This window comes from Nonomuraea sp. SBT364, from assembly GCF_001083785.1.
In the GTDB taxonomy this organism is placed as follows: Bacteria; Actinomycetota; Actinomycetes; order Streptosporangiales; family Streptosporangiaceae; genus Nonomuraea.
Window position 1 is genome coordinate 47371 of sequence record NZ_LAVL01000021.1, and the last position, 13334, is coordinate 60704.

General features: G+C 69.0%; 16 protein-coding genes and 1 pseudogene. 8 read left to right on the top strand and 9 right to left on the bottom strand.

What is annotated here, in order from left to right:
- Positions 1 to 38: 38 nt before the first annotated feature.
- The 4 genes from ADY59_RS13125 to ADY59_RS48670 all read right to left on the bottom strand — a co-directional run bounded on the left by ADY59_RS13125 (position 39) and on the right by ADY59_RS48670 (position 2824).
- Positions 39 to 734, bottom strand: a complete 696-nt coding sequence (locus ADY59_RS13125) for a hypothetical protein (protein WP_049561977.1) — start codon at positions 732 to 734, stop codon at positions 39 to 41.
- Complete coding sequence (locus ADY59_RS13130) at positions 731 to 1636, bottom strand: ABC transporter ATP-binding protein (protein WP_049561978.1); 906 nt, start codon at positions 1634 to 1636, stop codon at positions 731 to 733. The genes ADY59_RS13125 and ADY59_RS13130 overlap by 4 nt, the downstream gene beginning before the upstream one ends.
- Positions 1633 to 2007 carry a GntR family transcriptional regulator gene (locus tag ADY59_RS13135; protein WP_049561980.1) on the bottom strand — a complete coding sequence of 125 codons (375 nt, stop codon included), beginning with the start codon at positions 2005 to 2007 and terminating at the stop codon, positions 1633 to 1635. The genes ADY59_RS13130 and ADY59_RS13135 overlap by 4 nt, the downstream gene beginning before the upstream one ends.
- A gap of 373 nt (positions 2008 to 2380) precedes the next feature.
- Complete coding sequence (locus ADY59_RS48670; RefSeq protein WP_082310072.1) at positions 2381 to 2824, bottom strand: mycothiol transferase; 444 nt, start codon at positions 2822 to 2824, stop codon at positions 2381 to 2383.
- Between ADY59_RS48670 and ADY59_RS13145 the strand changes: the two genes are divergently transcribed.
- The gene (locus ADY59_RS13145; protein ID WP_197093604.1) at positions 2824 to 3366 is read left to right on the top strand and encodes a recombinase family protein; all 543 of its coding nucleotides are present in this window, start codon (positions 2824 to 2826) and stop codon (positions 3364 to 3366) included. The two genes, ADY59_RS48670 and ADY59_RS13145, sit on opposite strands and share 1 nt — an antisense overlap.
- Positions 3367 to 3549: 183 nt before the next feature.
- On the opposite strand, the gene ADY59_RS13150 is transcribed toward ADY59_RS13145, so the two are convergent.
- Complete coding sequence (locus tag ADY59_RS13150; RefSeq protein ID WP_049561984.1) at positions 3550 to 4191, bottom strand: TetR/AcrR family transcriptional regulator; 642 nt, start codon at positions 4189 to 4191, stop codon at positions 3550 to 3552.
- A gap of 88 nt (positions 4192 to 4279) precedes the next feature.
- Here ADY59_RS13150 and ADY59_RS51320 point away from each other — a divergent pair, with 88 nt between their 5' ends.
- The 3 genes and pseudogenes from ADY59_RS51320 to ADY59_RS13165 all read left to right on the top strand — a co-directional run.
- The gene (locus ADY59_RS51320; protein ID WP_049561986.1) at positions 4280 to 4645 is read left to right on the top strand and encodes an SgcJ/EcaC family oxidoreductase; all 366 of its coding nucleotides are present in this window, start codon (positions 4280 to 4282) and stop codon (positions 4643 to 4645) included.
- Complete coding sequence (locus tag ADY59_RS13160; RefSeq protein WP_049561988.1) at positions 4642 to 5451, top strand: NmrA/HSCARG family protein; 810 nt, start codon at positions 4642 to 4644, stop codon at positions 5449 to 5451. Before ADY59_RS51320 ends, ADY59_RS13160 begins: the two co-directional genes overlap by 4 nt.
- A 55-nt stretch (positions 5452 to 5506) precedes the next feature.
- Positions 5507 to 6262 (top strand): annotated as a pseudogene (locus ADY59_RS13165) (SDR family NAD(P)-dependent oxidoreductase); the annotation flags it as partial.
- 356 nt (positions 6263 to 6618) lie between these two features.
- Here ADY59_RS13165 and ADY59_RS13170 read toward each other — a convergent pair.
- From ADY59_RS13170 to ADY59_RS13180, 3 genes are all read right to left on the bottom strand, one after another.
- Positions 6619 to 6924 (bottom strand): Tn3 family transposase, encoded by a 306-nt coding sequence (locus tag ADY59_RS13170; protein WP_063780653.1) that lies wholly within the window; start codon positions 6922 to 6924, stop codon positions 6619 to 6621.
- 152 nt (positions 6925 to 7076) lie between these two features.
- A complete protein-coding gene (locus tag ADY59_RS13175) occupies positions 7077 to 7415 on the bottom strand; it encodes a DoxX family protein (protein ID WP_049561989.1) in 339 nt (112 codons plus the stop codon).
- Positions 7416 to 7648: 233 nt separating this feature from the next.
- On the bottom strand, positions 7649 to 7882 hold the full coding sequence (locus ADY59_RS13180) for a hypothetical protein (protein ID WP_049561991.1): 234 nt from the start codon (positions 7880 to 7882) through the stop codon (positions 7649 to 7651).
- A gap of 200 nt (positions 7883 to 8082) precedes the next feature.
- Between ADY59_RS13180 and ADY59_RS13185 the strand changes: the two genes are divergently transcribed.
- From ADY59_RS13185 to ADY59_RS13195, 3 genes are all read left to right on the top strand, one after another.
- Positions 8083 to 8916 (top strand): hypothetical protein, encoded by an 834-nt coding sequence (locus ADY59_RS13185; protein WP_049561993.1) that lies wholly within the window; start codon positions 8083 to 8085, stop codon positions 8914 to 8916.
- A 96-nt stretch (positions 8917 to 9012) separates the two neighbouring features.
- A complete protein-coding gene (locus ADY59_RS13190; protein ID WP_049561995.1) occupies positions 9013 to 9981 on the top strand; it encodes a hypothetical protein in 969 nt (322 codons plus the stop codon).
- Positions 9982 to 10303: 322 nt separating this feature from the next.
- Entirely contained in the window at positions 10304 to 10801 is a 498-nt protein-coding gene (locus ADY59_RS13195) for a hypothetical protein (RefSeq protein ID WP_049561996.1), read from the top strand.
- Between the two features lie 7 nt (positions 10802 to 10808).
- Here ADY59_RS13195 and ADY59_RS48675 read toward each other — a convergent pair whose 3' ends face one another.
- Positions 10809 to 11864, bottom strand: coding sequence for a tyrosine-type recombinase/integrase (locus ADY59_RS48675; protein WP_197093605.1), 1056 nt, complete (start codon positions 11862 to 11864; stop codon positions 10809 to 10811).
- A gap of 97 nt (positions 11865 to 11961) precedes the next feature.
- Between ADY59_RS48675 and ADY59_RS13205 the strand changes: the two genes are divergently transcribed.
- Positions 11962 to 13194 (top strand): hypothetical protein, encoded by a 1233-nt coding sequence (locus ADY59_RS13205; RefSeq protein WP_156325458.1) that lies wholly within the window; start codon positions 11962 to 11964, stop codon positions 13192 to 13194.
- The last annotated feature ends 140 nt before the right edge of the window (positions 13195 to 13334 follow it).

Below are 13334 nucleotides of genomic sequence, written 5' to 3' on the forward strand. Positions count from 1 at the left end.
GTTGTGCGGTGTCCGGAGCGGCCGAGTGCCCGCCGCGCCTACGCCGTGGCACGGCGCATGAGCCCGTACCCGCCGACCGCGAACGCGGCGGCCACCAGGACCGGCCAGCCGGCGAGCAGCGCCGTGGGGGACTGGTCGAGCAACCAGCGGCCGATCGCGTGCCATTGCCGGGCCCACGTGATCAGCGCGGCGGCCAGCCCGAGCGCTGTGAACGCCAGGGTGAGGCCGGCGAGGACGCCGGTGGTGCCCCAGCGCAGGTGCAACGTGCCGAGCAGGATCCCGAGGTGGGTCACGACCAGCATGGGTACCGCGTACCCGAGCAGGAGCAGCACCGGGTTGGCGTCATCCATGAACGGCAGGCCGAAGAAGCGCATCCCCACCCCCCAGTAGCCGGTGGCCTGTTCCACGGCGCGCAGCAGGCAGAGCACCAGCGCGTAGACCACCGACTGGACGACCGCGAGCAGCGACCAGGCCAGGTAGAACTCCCGGCGGGTCACGCTCATGCCCAGCGCGTACGGGAAGATCTGGGTGACCGAGACGGCGGCCATCCCGATCGCCATGCCGCACAGGCTGACCAGGCCGCCGGTGGTCGTCACGCCGTCGCCCGGGTCGTAGTTCGCCATGAAGCTCAACAGGTTGATGCCGAACGCGACGGCCATCATGCTCCACGTCCAGCCCACGATCTGCGGCCAGGCCGGCATCTGGAGACGGGCCACCTGACGGATGCGGTTCATCGGGCGGCCTCCCGGTCCGCCGGCGCCGTTGTCATCGGCGGTACGGTCAGGTGGACCACGAGTTGCTGCAACGACAGCGGCTCCAGCTCGACGTTGAGCGTCTGCGCGAGCGCCTTCGCGTGCGGTCCGAGCCCACCGAGGATGGTCGACCGGACCAGGCCGCTCAACCGCTCGCGGTGCAACTCGGTGCGTCCGGCGGCGAACCCGTCCACGGCCTCCGCCCGTCCGGTGGCCGCCACCGCCCGCCCGCGCAGGTCGTCGGCGTCCTCATCGAGCAGCAGCCGGCCACGGTCGATGAGCAGCACCCGCTCGACCAGATCGCTCACCTCGTCGATGAGGTGGGTGGACAGCACCACGGTGCGGGGATGCCCGGCGTAGTCGGCGAGCAGGCGGTCGTAGAAAAGCTGCCGGGCGGCCGGGTCGAGCCCGAGGTACGGCTCGTCGAAGAACGTCAGGGGCGCCCGCGCGGCCAGCCCGACGGTCACGCCGAGGGCCGACAGCATGCCCCGTGAGAGCCTGCGGACCAGCCGCCCGGCCGGTAGCTGGAAGTCCGCGGCGAGGCCGTGCGCGAACGTGTCGTCCCAGTTCGCAAACAGCCGGCGTGCGGCGCGAAAGACGTGGCGCACGGTGTAGACGTGGGGGTAGCGCTGGCTCTCCCGGACGAAACAGACCTTCGACAGGACGGCCGGGTTCTCCACCGGTGGCGCGTCGAAGACCGACACGTTCCCCGACGACGCGAACGCCTGCCCGGTGAGGATCTGCATCAGGGTGGTCTTGCCCGCCCCGTTGCGCCCGAGCAGGCCATAGATCGTGTGCTCGGCCAGCGCGAAGCTCACGTCGTCGAGCGCCGTGACGTCACCAAAGCGCTTGGTCACCCCGTGTGCCGTTACCACCGCCGTCATCCCAGCTCCCTCCCGACAACCGCACCGAATGAATCGATCATCTTCATCAGCTCGTCGTGGCCGATGCCGAGCTTGCGCGCCTCGGCGAGCAGGGGTTCCACGTACTGTTCGGTGAACCGTTCCCGTCGCCGCTCGCGCAGCCTGGCCCGGGCCCCACCGGCGACGAACATGCCGATGCCGCGGCGTTTGTAGAGCGTTCCCTCCGACACGAGCTGGTTGACGCCCTTGGCCGCGGTGGCCGGGTTGATCCGGTGAAAGGCGGCAAGCTCGTTGGTGGACGGGGCCTGGGCCTCCTCCACCAGCGACCCGTCGATGATCGAGTTCTCAATGAGCTCGGCGATCTGAAGGAAGATCGGTCGGTCGTCGTCCATCGTTGGCTAGCCGCCCAACTGGTTAGCTATATGTGTAACTAACCATGCAACCTTGCGCCGCGGCTGTCAAGCCGAGGGCCCATGTAGGAGTGGAACGCTGAACCGGGTTTGGTGTCACATCGGTTGACGCTGTGCGGGATGATGATCGGCGGCGGCCCTGTCGTGATCTCTGGCGGGAGTCTCTGACCAGCCGATCTCTACAGGAGAGGTGCCTCATGGCCCTGCCGGCGATGATGGCGGAGCAGCGTGCGAAGGCGGCCGAGGCGCGTACAGCGCGGCGTGCGCTGTTGGCGGAGGTGGCCTGCGGCGCGGTGAGCGTGGCGGAGGTGTTCGCGCGCAGCGGGCAGGATCTGGCGGGCAGGACCCGGGTGGTTCAGGTCCTGCGGGCCGTTCCCGGGTACGGGCCGGCCAGGATCTTCGCGCAGTAGGCTGCACGGGCTTCCTCGTCGATCTGCTCCTCGTATTCGGGGCGCAACCCGGTCCGGCCGTCGAGGCCCTCGCGCAGGATGTCGGCGTGCCCGGCATGCCGGGTGGACTCGACGAGGACGTGGACCATGATGGCGAACAGGTTCGTGTGCCAGGCCGGCGTTGACTCCGGCCACCACGGCACGTGGCCCGGGGCGTCGAGGGGAAGCTCGTTGATCGTCGCGTCCGAGTGTTCCCACGTGCGCCGGTAGAACCCGATGATCTGTTCGCGGGTCTCGTCCTCGGTCGCCCAGTGGCTGCCGTCGGAGTCCTGCCACCGGGGCAGGGGTTCCGGGGAGGGCGGTCGAAGACCTCGCCGTCGGTGAACGGTGTGCGGAGTAGATTTCGACAGTGCTCTTCGGCTACGCGCGGGTCAGTACCGCAGACCAGAACCCGACCACCAGATCGACGCGCTGCTGCGCGCGGGCGTTGACCGTGATGCCATCCATCTGGACAAGGCCGGCGGCGCCAAAGCTGAAGGTCACCCGGCTGGACCGGCTGTCGCGCTCAGTACTGCACTTGGTCACCCTTGGGGCGGACCTGCGCGAACGCGGGGTGGGCCGGCACGTGATCGAGCAGGGTATTGACACCGACACGATGGAGGGCCGCGCGATGTTTGGCATGCTGTCGGTCCTGGCCGAGCTGCAGCGCGAGTTGATCGTGGCCAACACGATGGACGGCCTGGCCTCCGCCCGTGCCCGCGGCCGTGTCGGCGGACGCCGGCCCAAGCTCACCGCCGACCAGGCCGCCCTGGCCCAGCAGCTGTACGACACGCGGGACAAGCCCGTCCAGCAGATCGCGGACTTGTTCGGAGTGGCACGCTCGACGATGTACGGGCACCTGAAGGGCGACACCATGCCCCGCCAGCCGAAGAAGACTTCAGACAGGGTGTGATCGGGGCGCGGGGACAGGGTTTTGGTTATCCGGGTGGCTCTGCAGGCGGAAGGTGGGACCGGATGTCGGTCAGCGAAGGCGCCACCATCCGGCCGGATCACCGAGCTCGGGGCGTGGTGGACGCCTCGTAGACCTTGGCTACTCGGGGCCAGGCGGAGGTGCCAGGCCGGGCATCGGGTTCATCTACTTGTTCGACCAGCGGCCGGTGAAGAGCTCCTCGCCCGGCGGAGAACCGGGCAACGGGCTATGTCCCGGCCGCAACCCGTCGAGCGCTATCGCGATAAGCCGTCGGCGGGCCTCGGCAGCGGCGGTCAGCAGATCGCCCCTGCCCTGCTTGCGAAGCTGATCGACCACCGGGGAACGGCCGAACTGCTCGATGAGCAGCGAGATGTCAACCGCGGCCACGTCCTTGCGGAGTACGTCGGCCTGGTGCGCTCGCTGTACCAGCTCGTCGAGCAGTTCGTCGCCGCGGCGGGCTTTGGCGCTCATCTCCTGGGTCACCTCGATGGTGCCGGCGACGGGCGCCAGCGAGCCCTGCCCGAACACGACACAGCCGTAGATGAAACCCGCCAGCCCTGCCCACGGGTCGGGATCGGCCAGGCCCTGCTCGGCCGCTTCGTTCCAGTGGTCGAGGGAGAGCACGCTGAGCCGCTGGAACAGCTCTTCCTTGGTCTTGTAACGGCGGTAGAGGCTGCCGATGCCGACGCCTGCCCGGGCAGCGATGGCGGCGACGGACGCGTGCGCGCCGTCTTCGGCGAGCACGTCGCGGGCGGCCTGGAGCAACGTGCGGTCGTTGCGTTCTGCGATGTCTTTGCGTGTGGTCATCGCCACACATTCTACCAGTTGCGGAGTGATTCGCTCCGGCATAGTCTCAAGGCGGAGCGAATCGCTCCGTACTCTGAGGAGATGCGACATGAATCCCGATATCGAGGCGATCGAGCAGGTCGTCCGCGACGCCGAAGGTCTGCAGAGCGACGTGGCCGGATTCACCGGGCTGCTGACCGAGGAGGTGACCCTGGTCAATTTCACCGGGATCCGGCTGCGCGGCCGCGACCAGGTCAGGCAGGTCATGGCCAAGGCGCTGCGCACCCCGCTGAAGGACGTGCTGACCAAGAACGAGCTGGTCGACGTCACGTTCCTGCGACCGGACGTGGCGCTGGCCAACCTGATCAAGCACGTCAATGACGGCCGCACCGGAGCGCTGACTTTCGTGCTGGTCAAAGACGACGGCACCTGGCGGATCGCGCTGGCCCAGACCACCCCGGTGGTGACGTCATGAGCGTGGCCCTGGTCATCGGCGCAACCGGTCAGCAGGGCGGCGCCACCGCACGTCACCTGTTGAGCCGCGGCTGGCACGTCCGTGCCCTGGTCCGCGATCCGAAGAGCCCTGCCGCCGGCCGGCTGACCGGTGCCGAGCTCGTGGTCGGCGACCTGGAGGATCCCGCATCCCTGGAGCGGGCCATGCGAGGCGTGGACGCCGTGTTCAGCATGCAGGCACTGGCGTATGAGCCGGAAACCCTCAAGGCCGAGGTACGGCAGGGCATGCGCGTCGCCGCCGCCGCACTGGACGCCGAGGTCGGGCACCTGGTCTACAGCTCGGTCGGCGGAGCCGAGCGGCACACCGGGATCGAGCACTTCGAGAGCAAGGCGGCGATCGAGGCGTACATCCGCGCTCTGGGGTTGCCCGCGACGATCCTGCGGCCGGTGTTCTTCATGGACAACCTGCTGCACTACGCCGGTGTCGAAGGGGAACGGCTGATGGAGCTCCCGGTGCTCCCCGACCGGCCGATACAGCTGATCGCCACCGACGACATCGGCCGGATCGCCGCGCACGTCATCGACCACCGCGACGACTACCTGGGCGTGGAACTCGAGATCGCCGGCGACGAGCTGACCTTCGCCGAGGTGGCCGGAATCTACGAGAAGGTCACCGCAGTGCCAACGCGCCTCGTCCCCCTGCCGATCGAGGAAAGGCTGTTCGAGTGGTTTGCCGAGAGCGGCTACCAGGCCGACCTCGCCCAGCTGCGCAAGGACTTTCCGGGCTTGCTCACCTTCCAGGACTGGCTCGGCGGGCAGATCCGCTAGACGCCACTGACACTCACCACCGAAAGAACGGAAGACACATGAGCAAGGCGGCGACAAGGTTGCCGCTACCGCCCGCAACACCGCGCACCTTGATGACTTGGCCGCGGCGTACGGCGATGCGATGCTTCCGCTTGAGCTGGACGTGACCAGAAGAGCCGCGGTCTTCGAGAGCGTGAAGCGCGCCAGTGAGCACTTCGGCCGCCTGGACGTCATCGTGAACAACGCCGGCTACGGACTGTCCGGCGCGGTGGAGGAGCTGACCGAGCAGCAGCTGCGTGACCAGCTCGAGACCAACCTCTTCGGCCCGCTGTGGGTCGTCCAAGCCGCGCTGCCCTACCTGCGGGACCAGGCCAGCGGGCACATCATCCAAATCTCGTCGGTCGGCGGCCTCACCGTGTTCCCACTCGGCGGCGGCTATGTCGCCTCCAAGTGGGCGCTGGAAGGCCTGAGTGAAACCCTCGCCCAGGAGGTCGCCGACTTCGGCATCAAGGTGACCTTGGTCGAGCCCGGCTCCTACGCGACCGAAGGAGCCGCCGGCGGCGTCCACGCCGACGCCAACCCGCTGTATGACGGTCTGCGCGAGAGTTTCGCCGACTTCGCCAAGACGCTAGATGTCGGTGACCCGGCCGCGGCAGGCCGGGCGCTGCTCAAGGTGGCCGACTGCGGCAACCCGCCACTGCGGGTGTTCTTCGGCGCCCAGGGCAACCAGATCGTTCCGCAGGTGTACGCCGACCGGCTCAACACTTGGGCCGACTGGCACGACCTCGCCGAGGAGGCGCACGGACACACCCGGATGGCACCGGCTGTCTGACCCGCCGACCGATCTGCGGTAGGGGCGCAGACCTCACCACGGGAATTTCCAGCAAGACGACGGCTCTCCAGGCATGACTGCGGTCGGAGGTCTCCTCGCCGAGGCGGAAGTAGCGGCCAAGGTCGGCCGGGTGCCGGCGCCAGCTCCTGGCCTGGGGCTCCGGCGCAGCCCGGCCCGGCTTGGGCCGGATGCTGCAGCACCGGATGACCGAGCTGGCGCAGCGTCTACCCCTGCCGCTACGGGTCGAGCTGGGCCGCACTACCCGCTGAGCGTGAACTCCAACAGGCCGCCGGTCACCCGGCGCTCGGCCCCGGCCCGAGGTCGAGCTGTTTGCTCATGTCCAGCTCGAACCTGCCCTACAGGTTCAGATGGGACCAGAACAGAGCCGCCAGGGCGCGCCGGTCGGCGTCGGTGAGCTTCTTTCGCCACTTCGGCTCGGCCAGGACGATCTGCACCATTCTGGTGTGCAGGTAGACGATCGCGGCTTGGACCAGGTGCAGGGCCAGCGCGGAGACCTCGACATGCTCACGGTCGTCGCCGGTCAGGACGCCGGCCTTGCCGTAGAAGATGTTCCAGTTCTCCACCACGTTCAGGCCCTCGTGGATCTCGCGGCGCAGTTCCTTCTCGACGAGATAGTCGCAGATGAAGATGGTGCGGATCACCCGGCCGAGTTCTCAGGCACGTTCGTCACGTGCGAGACCTGCCGCTCAAGAGCGATGCCGTGGCCGGACGAAGGAGGCCCACGACGGTGATCGCCCCAGCCCGTCCCGGCCACCGTCAGCAATCGTCGAGGCCAAATTGGTCGGGGGTTGGTTCACCGCGCGGTCAGGCTCGTGACGAGCGAGGCCACGGCCAGCACGAAGTACACGGCCCACGGGCCGATCCGCAGGGGGCGCGCCCGCACCTCAGGGACGAACGCAACCACGAAATAGGCGACGAGGCAGGCGGCGGCCACCGTCCCGAGTACTGGCACGGCCAGCCCCACCAGCAGCCCGACGGCCCCCGCCCCGAGCACGAACCCGAGCGGGACCTGCCAGGAGACCGGAACACCTTGCCTTTCGGCCTGCGCCCGCCCGTAGGGGTGCCGGGCGAGATTGGCGACGGCGGCCATGCCGACGACCGCAGCCGTCAGCAGCGTAATGGCGACATACATGCCACAAGGACGATCCAGCACGCACAGTTGTGACATCCCGGGTATGTGTCGTAGTGCCGGCATCCAAGGCCAGCCACCAGACCGATCCCCCGAGATCCGGACCAATACATACCGCACACGGTCCGACACGTCCCGCAAACTCCGAAGATCCTGGGAAGTCTCTTCGCAACGGCTCAGTGACCAAGGGAAATGCGATCCCGTGTACCTGGTGACAGCTTCGTTAACGACAGGCACTACCCGCGCGGCGGACGCCGAGCTGGGTGGACGCTGCCGGCCTTTCTGGGCAGCAGGAAACCGGCCAGGAAGGTCAGCGAGATCATCGCGGCGACGATCCACAACGTGTCGGCGGCTGCGGTAGGCCCGGCGCTCAACCCGCTGAAGAACACAGTCCCGAGTACGGCTGTTCCGAGTGCGCTGCCGACCTGCTCATCCTCGCCGCGGTGGGCGCGGAATTCGACGTCATCCATTCCTTGGGTTCCGCCACCACTGCGCGACATCTGCCGGCCTTCCAACGTGCCGGCGCCGCCTCTACCCACGTTGGTACAGGCCTAGACGGAAGTGATGCGCTCCTGAACCAAAGACGGATGCCCGAGCACCGACGGCTTTTCTAGCGTGAGCGGACCGGTGACGATCCGGACCTCTGGACCACCAGGCGCTAAGGATCCTCATGCCCGCACTCTCCACCCCTGCCGCACTGCCGCGGTTTCGGCACCGCTGGGCGGTCGTGGCCGGCCTGCTGGTACTGTCCCCGATCGGCGCGGAGTACCTCATCGGCTACGGCGACAGCATTGATCGGCCACTGGAGCTGCTGGCGGGCCTGCTCATCCTCGCACCGCTCTACGGAACCGTCGCGGTGCTCGTCCGTGAGATCACTCGACGCACCGGTCGCGGCTGGCCGACGATCCTGCTGTTGAGCGCGGCCTTCGGGGTGATCCAGGCCGGCTTGATCGATCAGACCCTGTTCGACAATGAGGTCGGCGCCGATGCCCCAGGCTGGGCGACCCAGGCGCTGGTCACCCTCATCCCGGGCCTGGGAGTCGATGCGGCGAGCTTGCTGAACTATGTCGGGGGGCATGTGATCTGGAGTTTCACCGCTCCGATCGCGGTGGTCGAATCCTGTGCCCCGCGCATCGCGGACCGGCGGTGGCTGAGCCCTGTCGGCGTCGGCATCATGGTGCTGCTGTGGGCGCTGAGCGCCGTGCTGATCTTCAACGACACGGCAGCGGACTCCACCGCCAGCCCGACGCAGCTGATCGGCGCCGCCGTGGTGGCTGGTCGGCGGTGTCATTGGGGCCGTATGGTGCGCCAATCAGCTGCTGCCGGCGACCTGGGCAGGGGTGACGGTGAACGTCGTCGTCATGGCCGTACTCGGCTGGCTCCTGCTGCGCTGGTCGCGCCGCCAGGGCTGGGGCCGCCGACACGTGGTGGCCGCCGCGGGCAGTGCCCTCGTGGTCCGCGCGGGGCTGTCCTTCCTGGTCGAACCGCTCGGCAACGTCGATGACACAATGAAGTACGTGGTCAACGCCGCGATGCTCGGCGGTGTCGCCGCCCTTCTCCTCATGGCTGCCTACCGTCTGCGTCGACAGGAGCCGAGCGCATGCTGACCGTCCGCGGCATCTCCTACCTGGTCGGCGAGGCAAGCACCGATGACGTGCGGCGGGACCTGGAGGTCATCGCGCGGAACCTGCACTGCACCACGGTGATGCTCATTGGGGACGGAAGGCGGTTGATCGATGCCGCCCGTACCGCCCTGGAGACCGGTCTCGGCGTCTACATCCGGCCCAGCGTTCCCGAGCTGCCTCAGCCGAAACTGCTGGAGCACCTGGACGCCGTCGCCGAGGCGGCCGAAGAACTTCGCCGGGAACACCCGGGCCAGGTGACGCTCCTGGTCGGCAGCGAGTTCTCGCACACCGTGCCCGGCATCGTCCCCGGACCTCGCTCGTTCCTGCGCTTGAAGCTCATTGTGCGTTTCCACCGCGTGCTGCGGCGCAGGATCGACAGGCGGCTCCACAGGCTGCTCACCGCCGCCGTGACCACCGCGCGGCGCCGCTTCGGCGGGCCGGTCACCTACTCCGCGGCCGGGTGGGAACACGTCGACTGGTCGCTGTTCGACCTGGTCGGCGTCAGTCTCTACCGGTCCGGCCGCAACCACACCACCTACGCAGACCGCCTGCGCAGTCTGGTTCGCGACCACGACAAGCCCGTCGTCATCACGGAGTTCGGATGCGGCGCCTTCACCGGAGCCGACCAGCGGGGAGCCGGTTCCTTCTGGATCGTCAACTGGTTCGCCGCACCCCCGCGCATCCGCGGCGACCACCCCCGCGACGAGGTCGTCCAGGCCCGCTACGTCGGTGAACTCATCAGCCAGTACGACGCGGAGGGCGTTCACGGCTGCTTCGTGTTCACCTTCGCCATGCCCGACTTCCCGCATCACGACGATCCTCATCTCGACCTCGACAAGGCCGGGTTCGGGGTCGTGGCGGTGACTGTCGACGGTGCGTGCAGACCCAAGGAGGCCTTCCACGAGGTCGCGCGGCGCTACAGCGGCATAGCCGTGGAGGAATGACCGACCGAGACGAGCGGCCAGGGCATCCAATACCGAACCCCAACCCCAGACCAGGCCTGTGCATGAGGGGTGGCCCGCGCCTGGCGTCGGCCACTACTTGGATCAACTGTGCTGACGGCGTTCACCGCCGAGACCATGACGGCCGCCTACGGCCTGCTCCGGTCGCTCGCCCTCAAGAAAGATGAACGTTCATTCTCTAAGTGACCTCGTCTTCGAACGCTGGCACGAGTCACAAGCCAGGGCGTGGAGCGACGTCGCCTGTACCGGACCGGAAGCCGGCGAACTGGTACGGGACGTCTACGTTGAGAACCGTGAGAGGCCGGTGGCGCTCCGTCACATCCTCCGGACGCCGGGCCACCACCTCGTCCTGTTCGCGGCGGACACGACGGACTCCGCCACCCTGGCCGCCTGGCAGGCCTCCGCACACGAGGCAATGGCCGGGCACGGCGAGGTCCATGTGATCACCCGCGGCCACCTGCCACACGACCCCATGGACGGAGTCTTCGCCGACCTGCGCAGCCAGGCGCACAACCGCTACGGCGTGCGCCGCCCCAGTCTGTACCTGATCCGCCCGGACAAGTACGTCGGGTACCGCGGCGACAGCGTCGACTTCGCACCCGTGAGCGACTACTTCCGTGCCCTGGGCGTCCGCCCAGCCATCGCATGTGAAGACGGGGAGCCGGACAACCCCGTGACACAAGAACCGACCGCCCCCAAAAGCCTGGCCGGAATCGGCGCGACCGCCCTGGGCGTGGCCGCGTTCGGCCAGGCAGTGCGGCGCGGGCCCGGTTCAGCTGACTGCCTGCTGCTCGGCGGGTAGTGGCCGGTCAGAGCCCTACATTGCGCATCGCGTTGTCCCGCCAGCGGTCCACGGCTCTGATGTACCGCAGCACCACCGGTGAGGCGGGGGCCCAGCGACCGTGCTTGGCGATGACGGCGACCGGGACGCCGGCGGCGTAGGCGACGGTGGCGCCGCCGGCGCGCAGGCTGTGCGCGGTGATGGTGTCCGCGCCGGGCACGCCGGCGCGGACGGCGAGGTCGCGGACGATGGTGTTGACGGCGTCGGCGCCGAGGGAGGGGCCGATGGTGCCGTGCCGGTTGATGCGGCGCAGCAGCCGGCCTGTGGTGTGTCCGGCCTGGTGGAGGACGTGGAGCCAGTCGCGCCAGGCGGCGACGGGGTCGGTGAGCGGGTGGCTGCCGCGGGGGATGGCGATGGTCTCGCCGGTGGACTCCTTGTCGGTCTTGGAGGTGCGGATGGTGACTTCGAGGCCGTCGGGCACCTCGCGCACGTCCTCCCGCTGCAGGGCGACGAGCTCGCTGCGCCGGCCCATCAGGGCCAGGCCGAGCACGAGCAGCAGCCGGTCGCGTCGCCCGATCGGCGTGTCGAGGTCGCAGGCGGACACCATGGCGCGCAGCGCGTCGATGGTGATGGGCGGGGCCTCGCGCTGGCCTCGGCCGCCGTCCTCGGCGCGCCGGCGCTTGTAGGCGCGCAGCGCCAGCCGGGCGGATTCGGTTTCGGGCCGTCCGGTGTGCCCGGCCAGCCGGTGCATGGTCCGAACCGCGGCGATGGCCTGCTCGATACTGGCCGGGGCCTGACCGGCCTCGCACAGCCGGGAGGTGTATTCGGCCAGGGTGTGCGCGGTGGCGGGCAGCGCTACGCGGCCGTGCTCGGCGCACCAGGCGGTGAAGGCGGCCCATTGCCGGGCGTAAGCGCGCCGGGTGTTGGCCGGCACGCCATCGGCGATCCGCTCCTGGGTGCGCGCGCTGAGCGCGTAGTCCGCAGGAGTATGTCCGTCACCGTGCGCTGTATTTCCTGGAAGCGGGTAGATCGGTGGTCGCTCCCCCGCAGCCGGGGCCGGCAGCGTCTCCAGCTCGTCGTGCACGCCCGTCTCCCCGCCTGTTCGTGGCCCATCCGACACTGTCCGGCACTGCGTTTCTGGCTCGCGATAAGGGAGATTATCACGAGTCAGATCAATCCACTTGATCGATCGCGAACGCACGAAACTACTGCGTTCGAACGTGACGAACGCTACTCTGCTGCTTGTGGCGAACGATCAGGAAATTGTGACGGCGGACGTACCGGCCGAAAATGGCGAACGGGCCGGGAGCGGGACGGACAGGACCAGCGAGGAGCTGCGATGCGCCGGCCCGGGCTGCGCCAAGGCGCTGCCGGGACGCAGCAGCCGCGCCAAGTACTGCAGCGACGCCTGCCGGGCGGCCGCCTACCGGGCGCGTACCGCCGTGCACGCCGCCCCTGTGGCCAACGCGCTGTTGCGCACCCAGGACCTCCTCGACCCGCTGCTGGCCGCGGGCGAGCAATGGCAGGCCGCCCAGGAAGCGCTGCGCGCCCAGCTCGCCGAGCTGAGCGGTGGTGCGCTGGCCCAGGTCGAGGCCGCCGAGCAGGCCGCCGAGGAGGCCCGCGCCGCCGCCGCGGCCGCCGAGCAACGCGTCACCACGACGGCCAACACCGCCGCCGCCCGGATCGCCGCCGCCGAGCAGGAACGCGCCCAGGCCGAGAGTGCCCGCGACCGCGCCGAGGAACGCGAGCAGGACGCCTGGCGCCAGGTCGGCGAGCACCAGAACGCACGCGCTCAGGCCGAGCAGCTCGCCGCCGATGCCGCCGACCGGCAGCGTCGGGCAGAGCACGACCGTGACGCCGCCCGTCGGCGAACCACCGAACTCACCGAACTGCACGCCACCGCGACCGCCCGCATCACCGAACTGCAACGCCAGGCCGAGGACGGGCAGCACGAGCTCACCGACCTCCGGCGCCAACTGCAGGAGCAGCAAGCCCGGACCCGGAAAACCGAGCAGGAACGCGACCAGGCCCGCGGCACCGCCACAGCGCACGCCGAGGAGATCGACCGGCTGCGCCAAGCGCTCACCGCCGAACAACAGCGACGCGAGCAAGCCGTCACCGCCGCCGCCGTGGCCGAGCAGGCCCGCACCCTCGCAGACCAAGCCAGAGCCGCAGCCCTCGGCGAGGCCGAACGACTGCGAGGCGAACGCGCCGACCTCGCCAGCGCACTGAAGAGCGCCCAGCAGCAGCGCGAAGAGGCCGTCACGGCCGCCGCCGTCGCACAGGCACTCCTGCGCGAGCAGCAATCCCGTCGCGCACCGGATCAGAGCGAATCCGAGGATCTTTCTGGCATCACGACACCAGCAGCATCGGAGTCGGGGCATGACCAGAATCCGAATGAAAAGTCCCGTTAGGGCGTGCTTCAGAAGTGAGTCGAGTGGCAGCCGCCGAGGTGTCGTAGATCGACGAAGGAGGAAGTCTCCGGCAGATGAGTCAACGACCAAAGAGCCCATCTGCACGGGCGAGAGGGGGCTGTACGCCTAAGGTTGGGCAC

What these genes read in the sequence shown, in the direction of transcription:
- ADY59_RS13125 (WP_049561977.1), bottom strand. Translation starts at nt 734, where the DNA reads ATGAACCGCATCCGTCAGGTGGCCCGTCTCCAGATGCCGGCCTGGCCG.
- ADY59_RS13130 (WP_049561978.1), bottom strand. Translation starts at nt 1,636, where the DNA reads ATGACGGCGGTGGTAACGGCACACGGGGTGACCAAGCGCTTTGGTGAC.
- ADY59_RS13135 (WP_049561980.1), bottom strand. Translation starts at nt 2,007, where the DNA reads ATGGACGACGACCGACCGATCTTCCTTCAGATCGCCGAGCTCATTGAG.
- ADY59_RS13150 (WP_049561984.1), bottom strand. Translation starts at nt 4,191, where the DNA reads ATGACCACACGCAAAGACATCGCAGAACGCAACGACCGCACGTTGCTC.
- ADY59_RS51320 (WP_049561986.1), top strand. Translation starts at nt 4,280, where the DNA reads ATGAATCCCGATATCGAGGCGATCGAGCAGGTCGTCCGCGACGCCGAA.
- ADY59_RS13160 (WP_049561988.1), top strand. Translation starts at nt 4,642, where the DNA reads ATGAGCGTGGCCCTGGTCATCGGCGCAACCGGTCAGCAGGGCGGCGCC.
- ADY59_RS13175 (WP_049561989.1), bottom strand. Translation starts at nt 7,415, where the DNA reads ATGTATGTCGCCATTACGCTGCTGACGGCTGCGGTCGTCGGCATGGCC.
- ADY59_RS13180 (WP_049561991.1), bottom strand. Translation starts at nt 7,882, where the DNA reads ATGGATGACGTCGAATTCCGCGCCCACCGCGGCGAGGATGAGCAGGTC.
- ADY59_RS13185 (WP_049561993.1), top strand. Translation starts at nt 8,083, where the DNA reads ATGCCCGCACTCTCCACCCCTGCCGCACTGCCGCGGTTTCGGCACCGC.
- ADY59_RS13190 (WP_049561995.1), top strand. Translation starts at nt 9,013, where the DNA reads ATGCTGACCGTCCGCGGCATCTCCTACCTGGTCGGCGAGGCAAGCACC.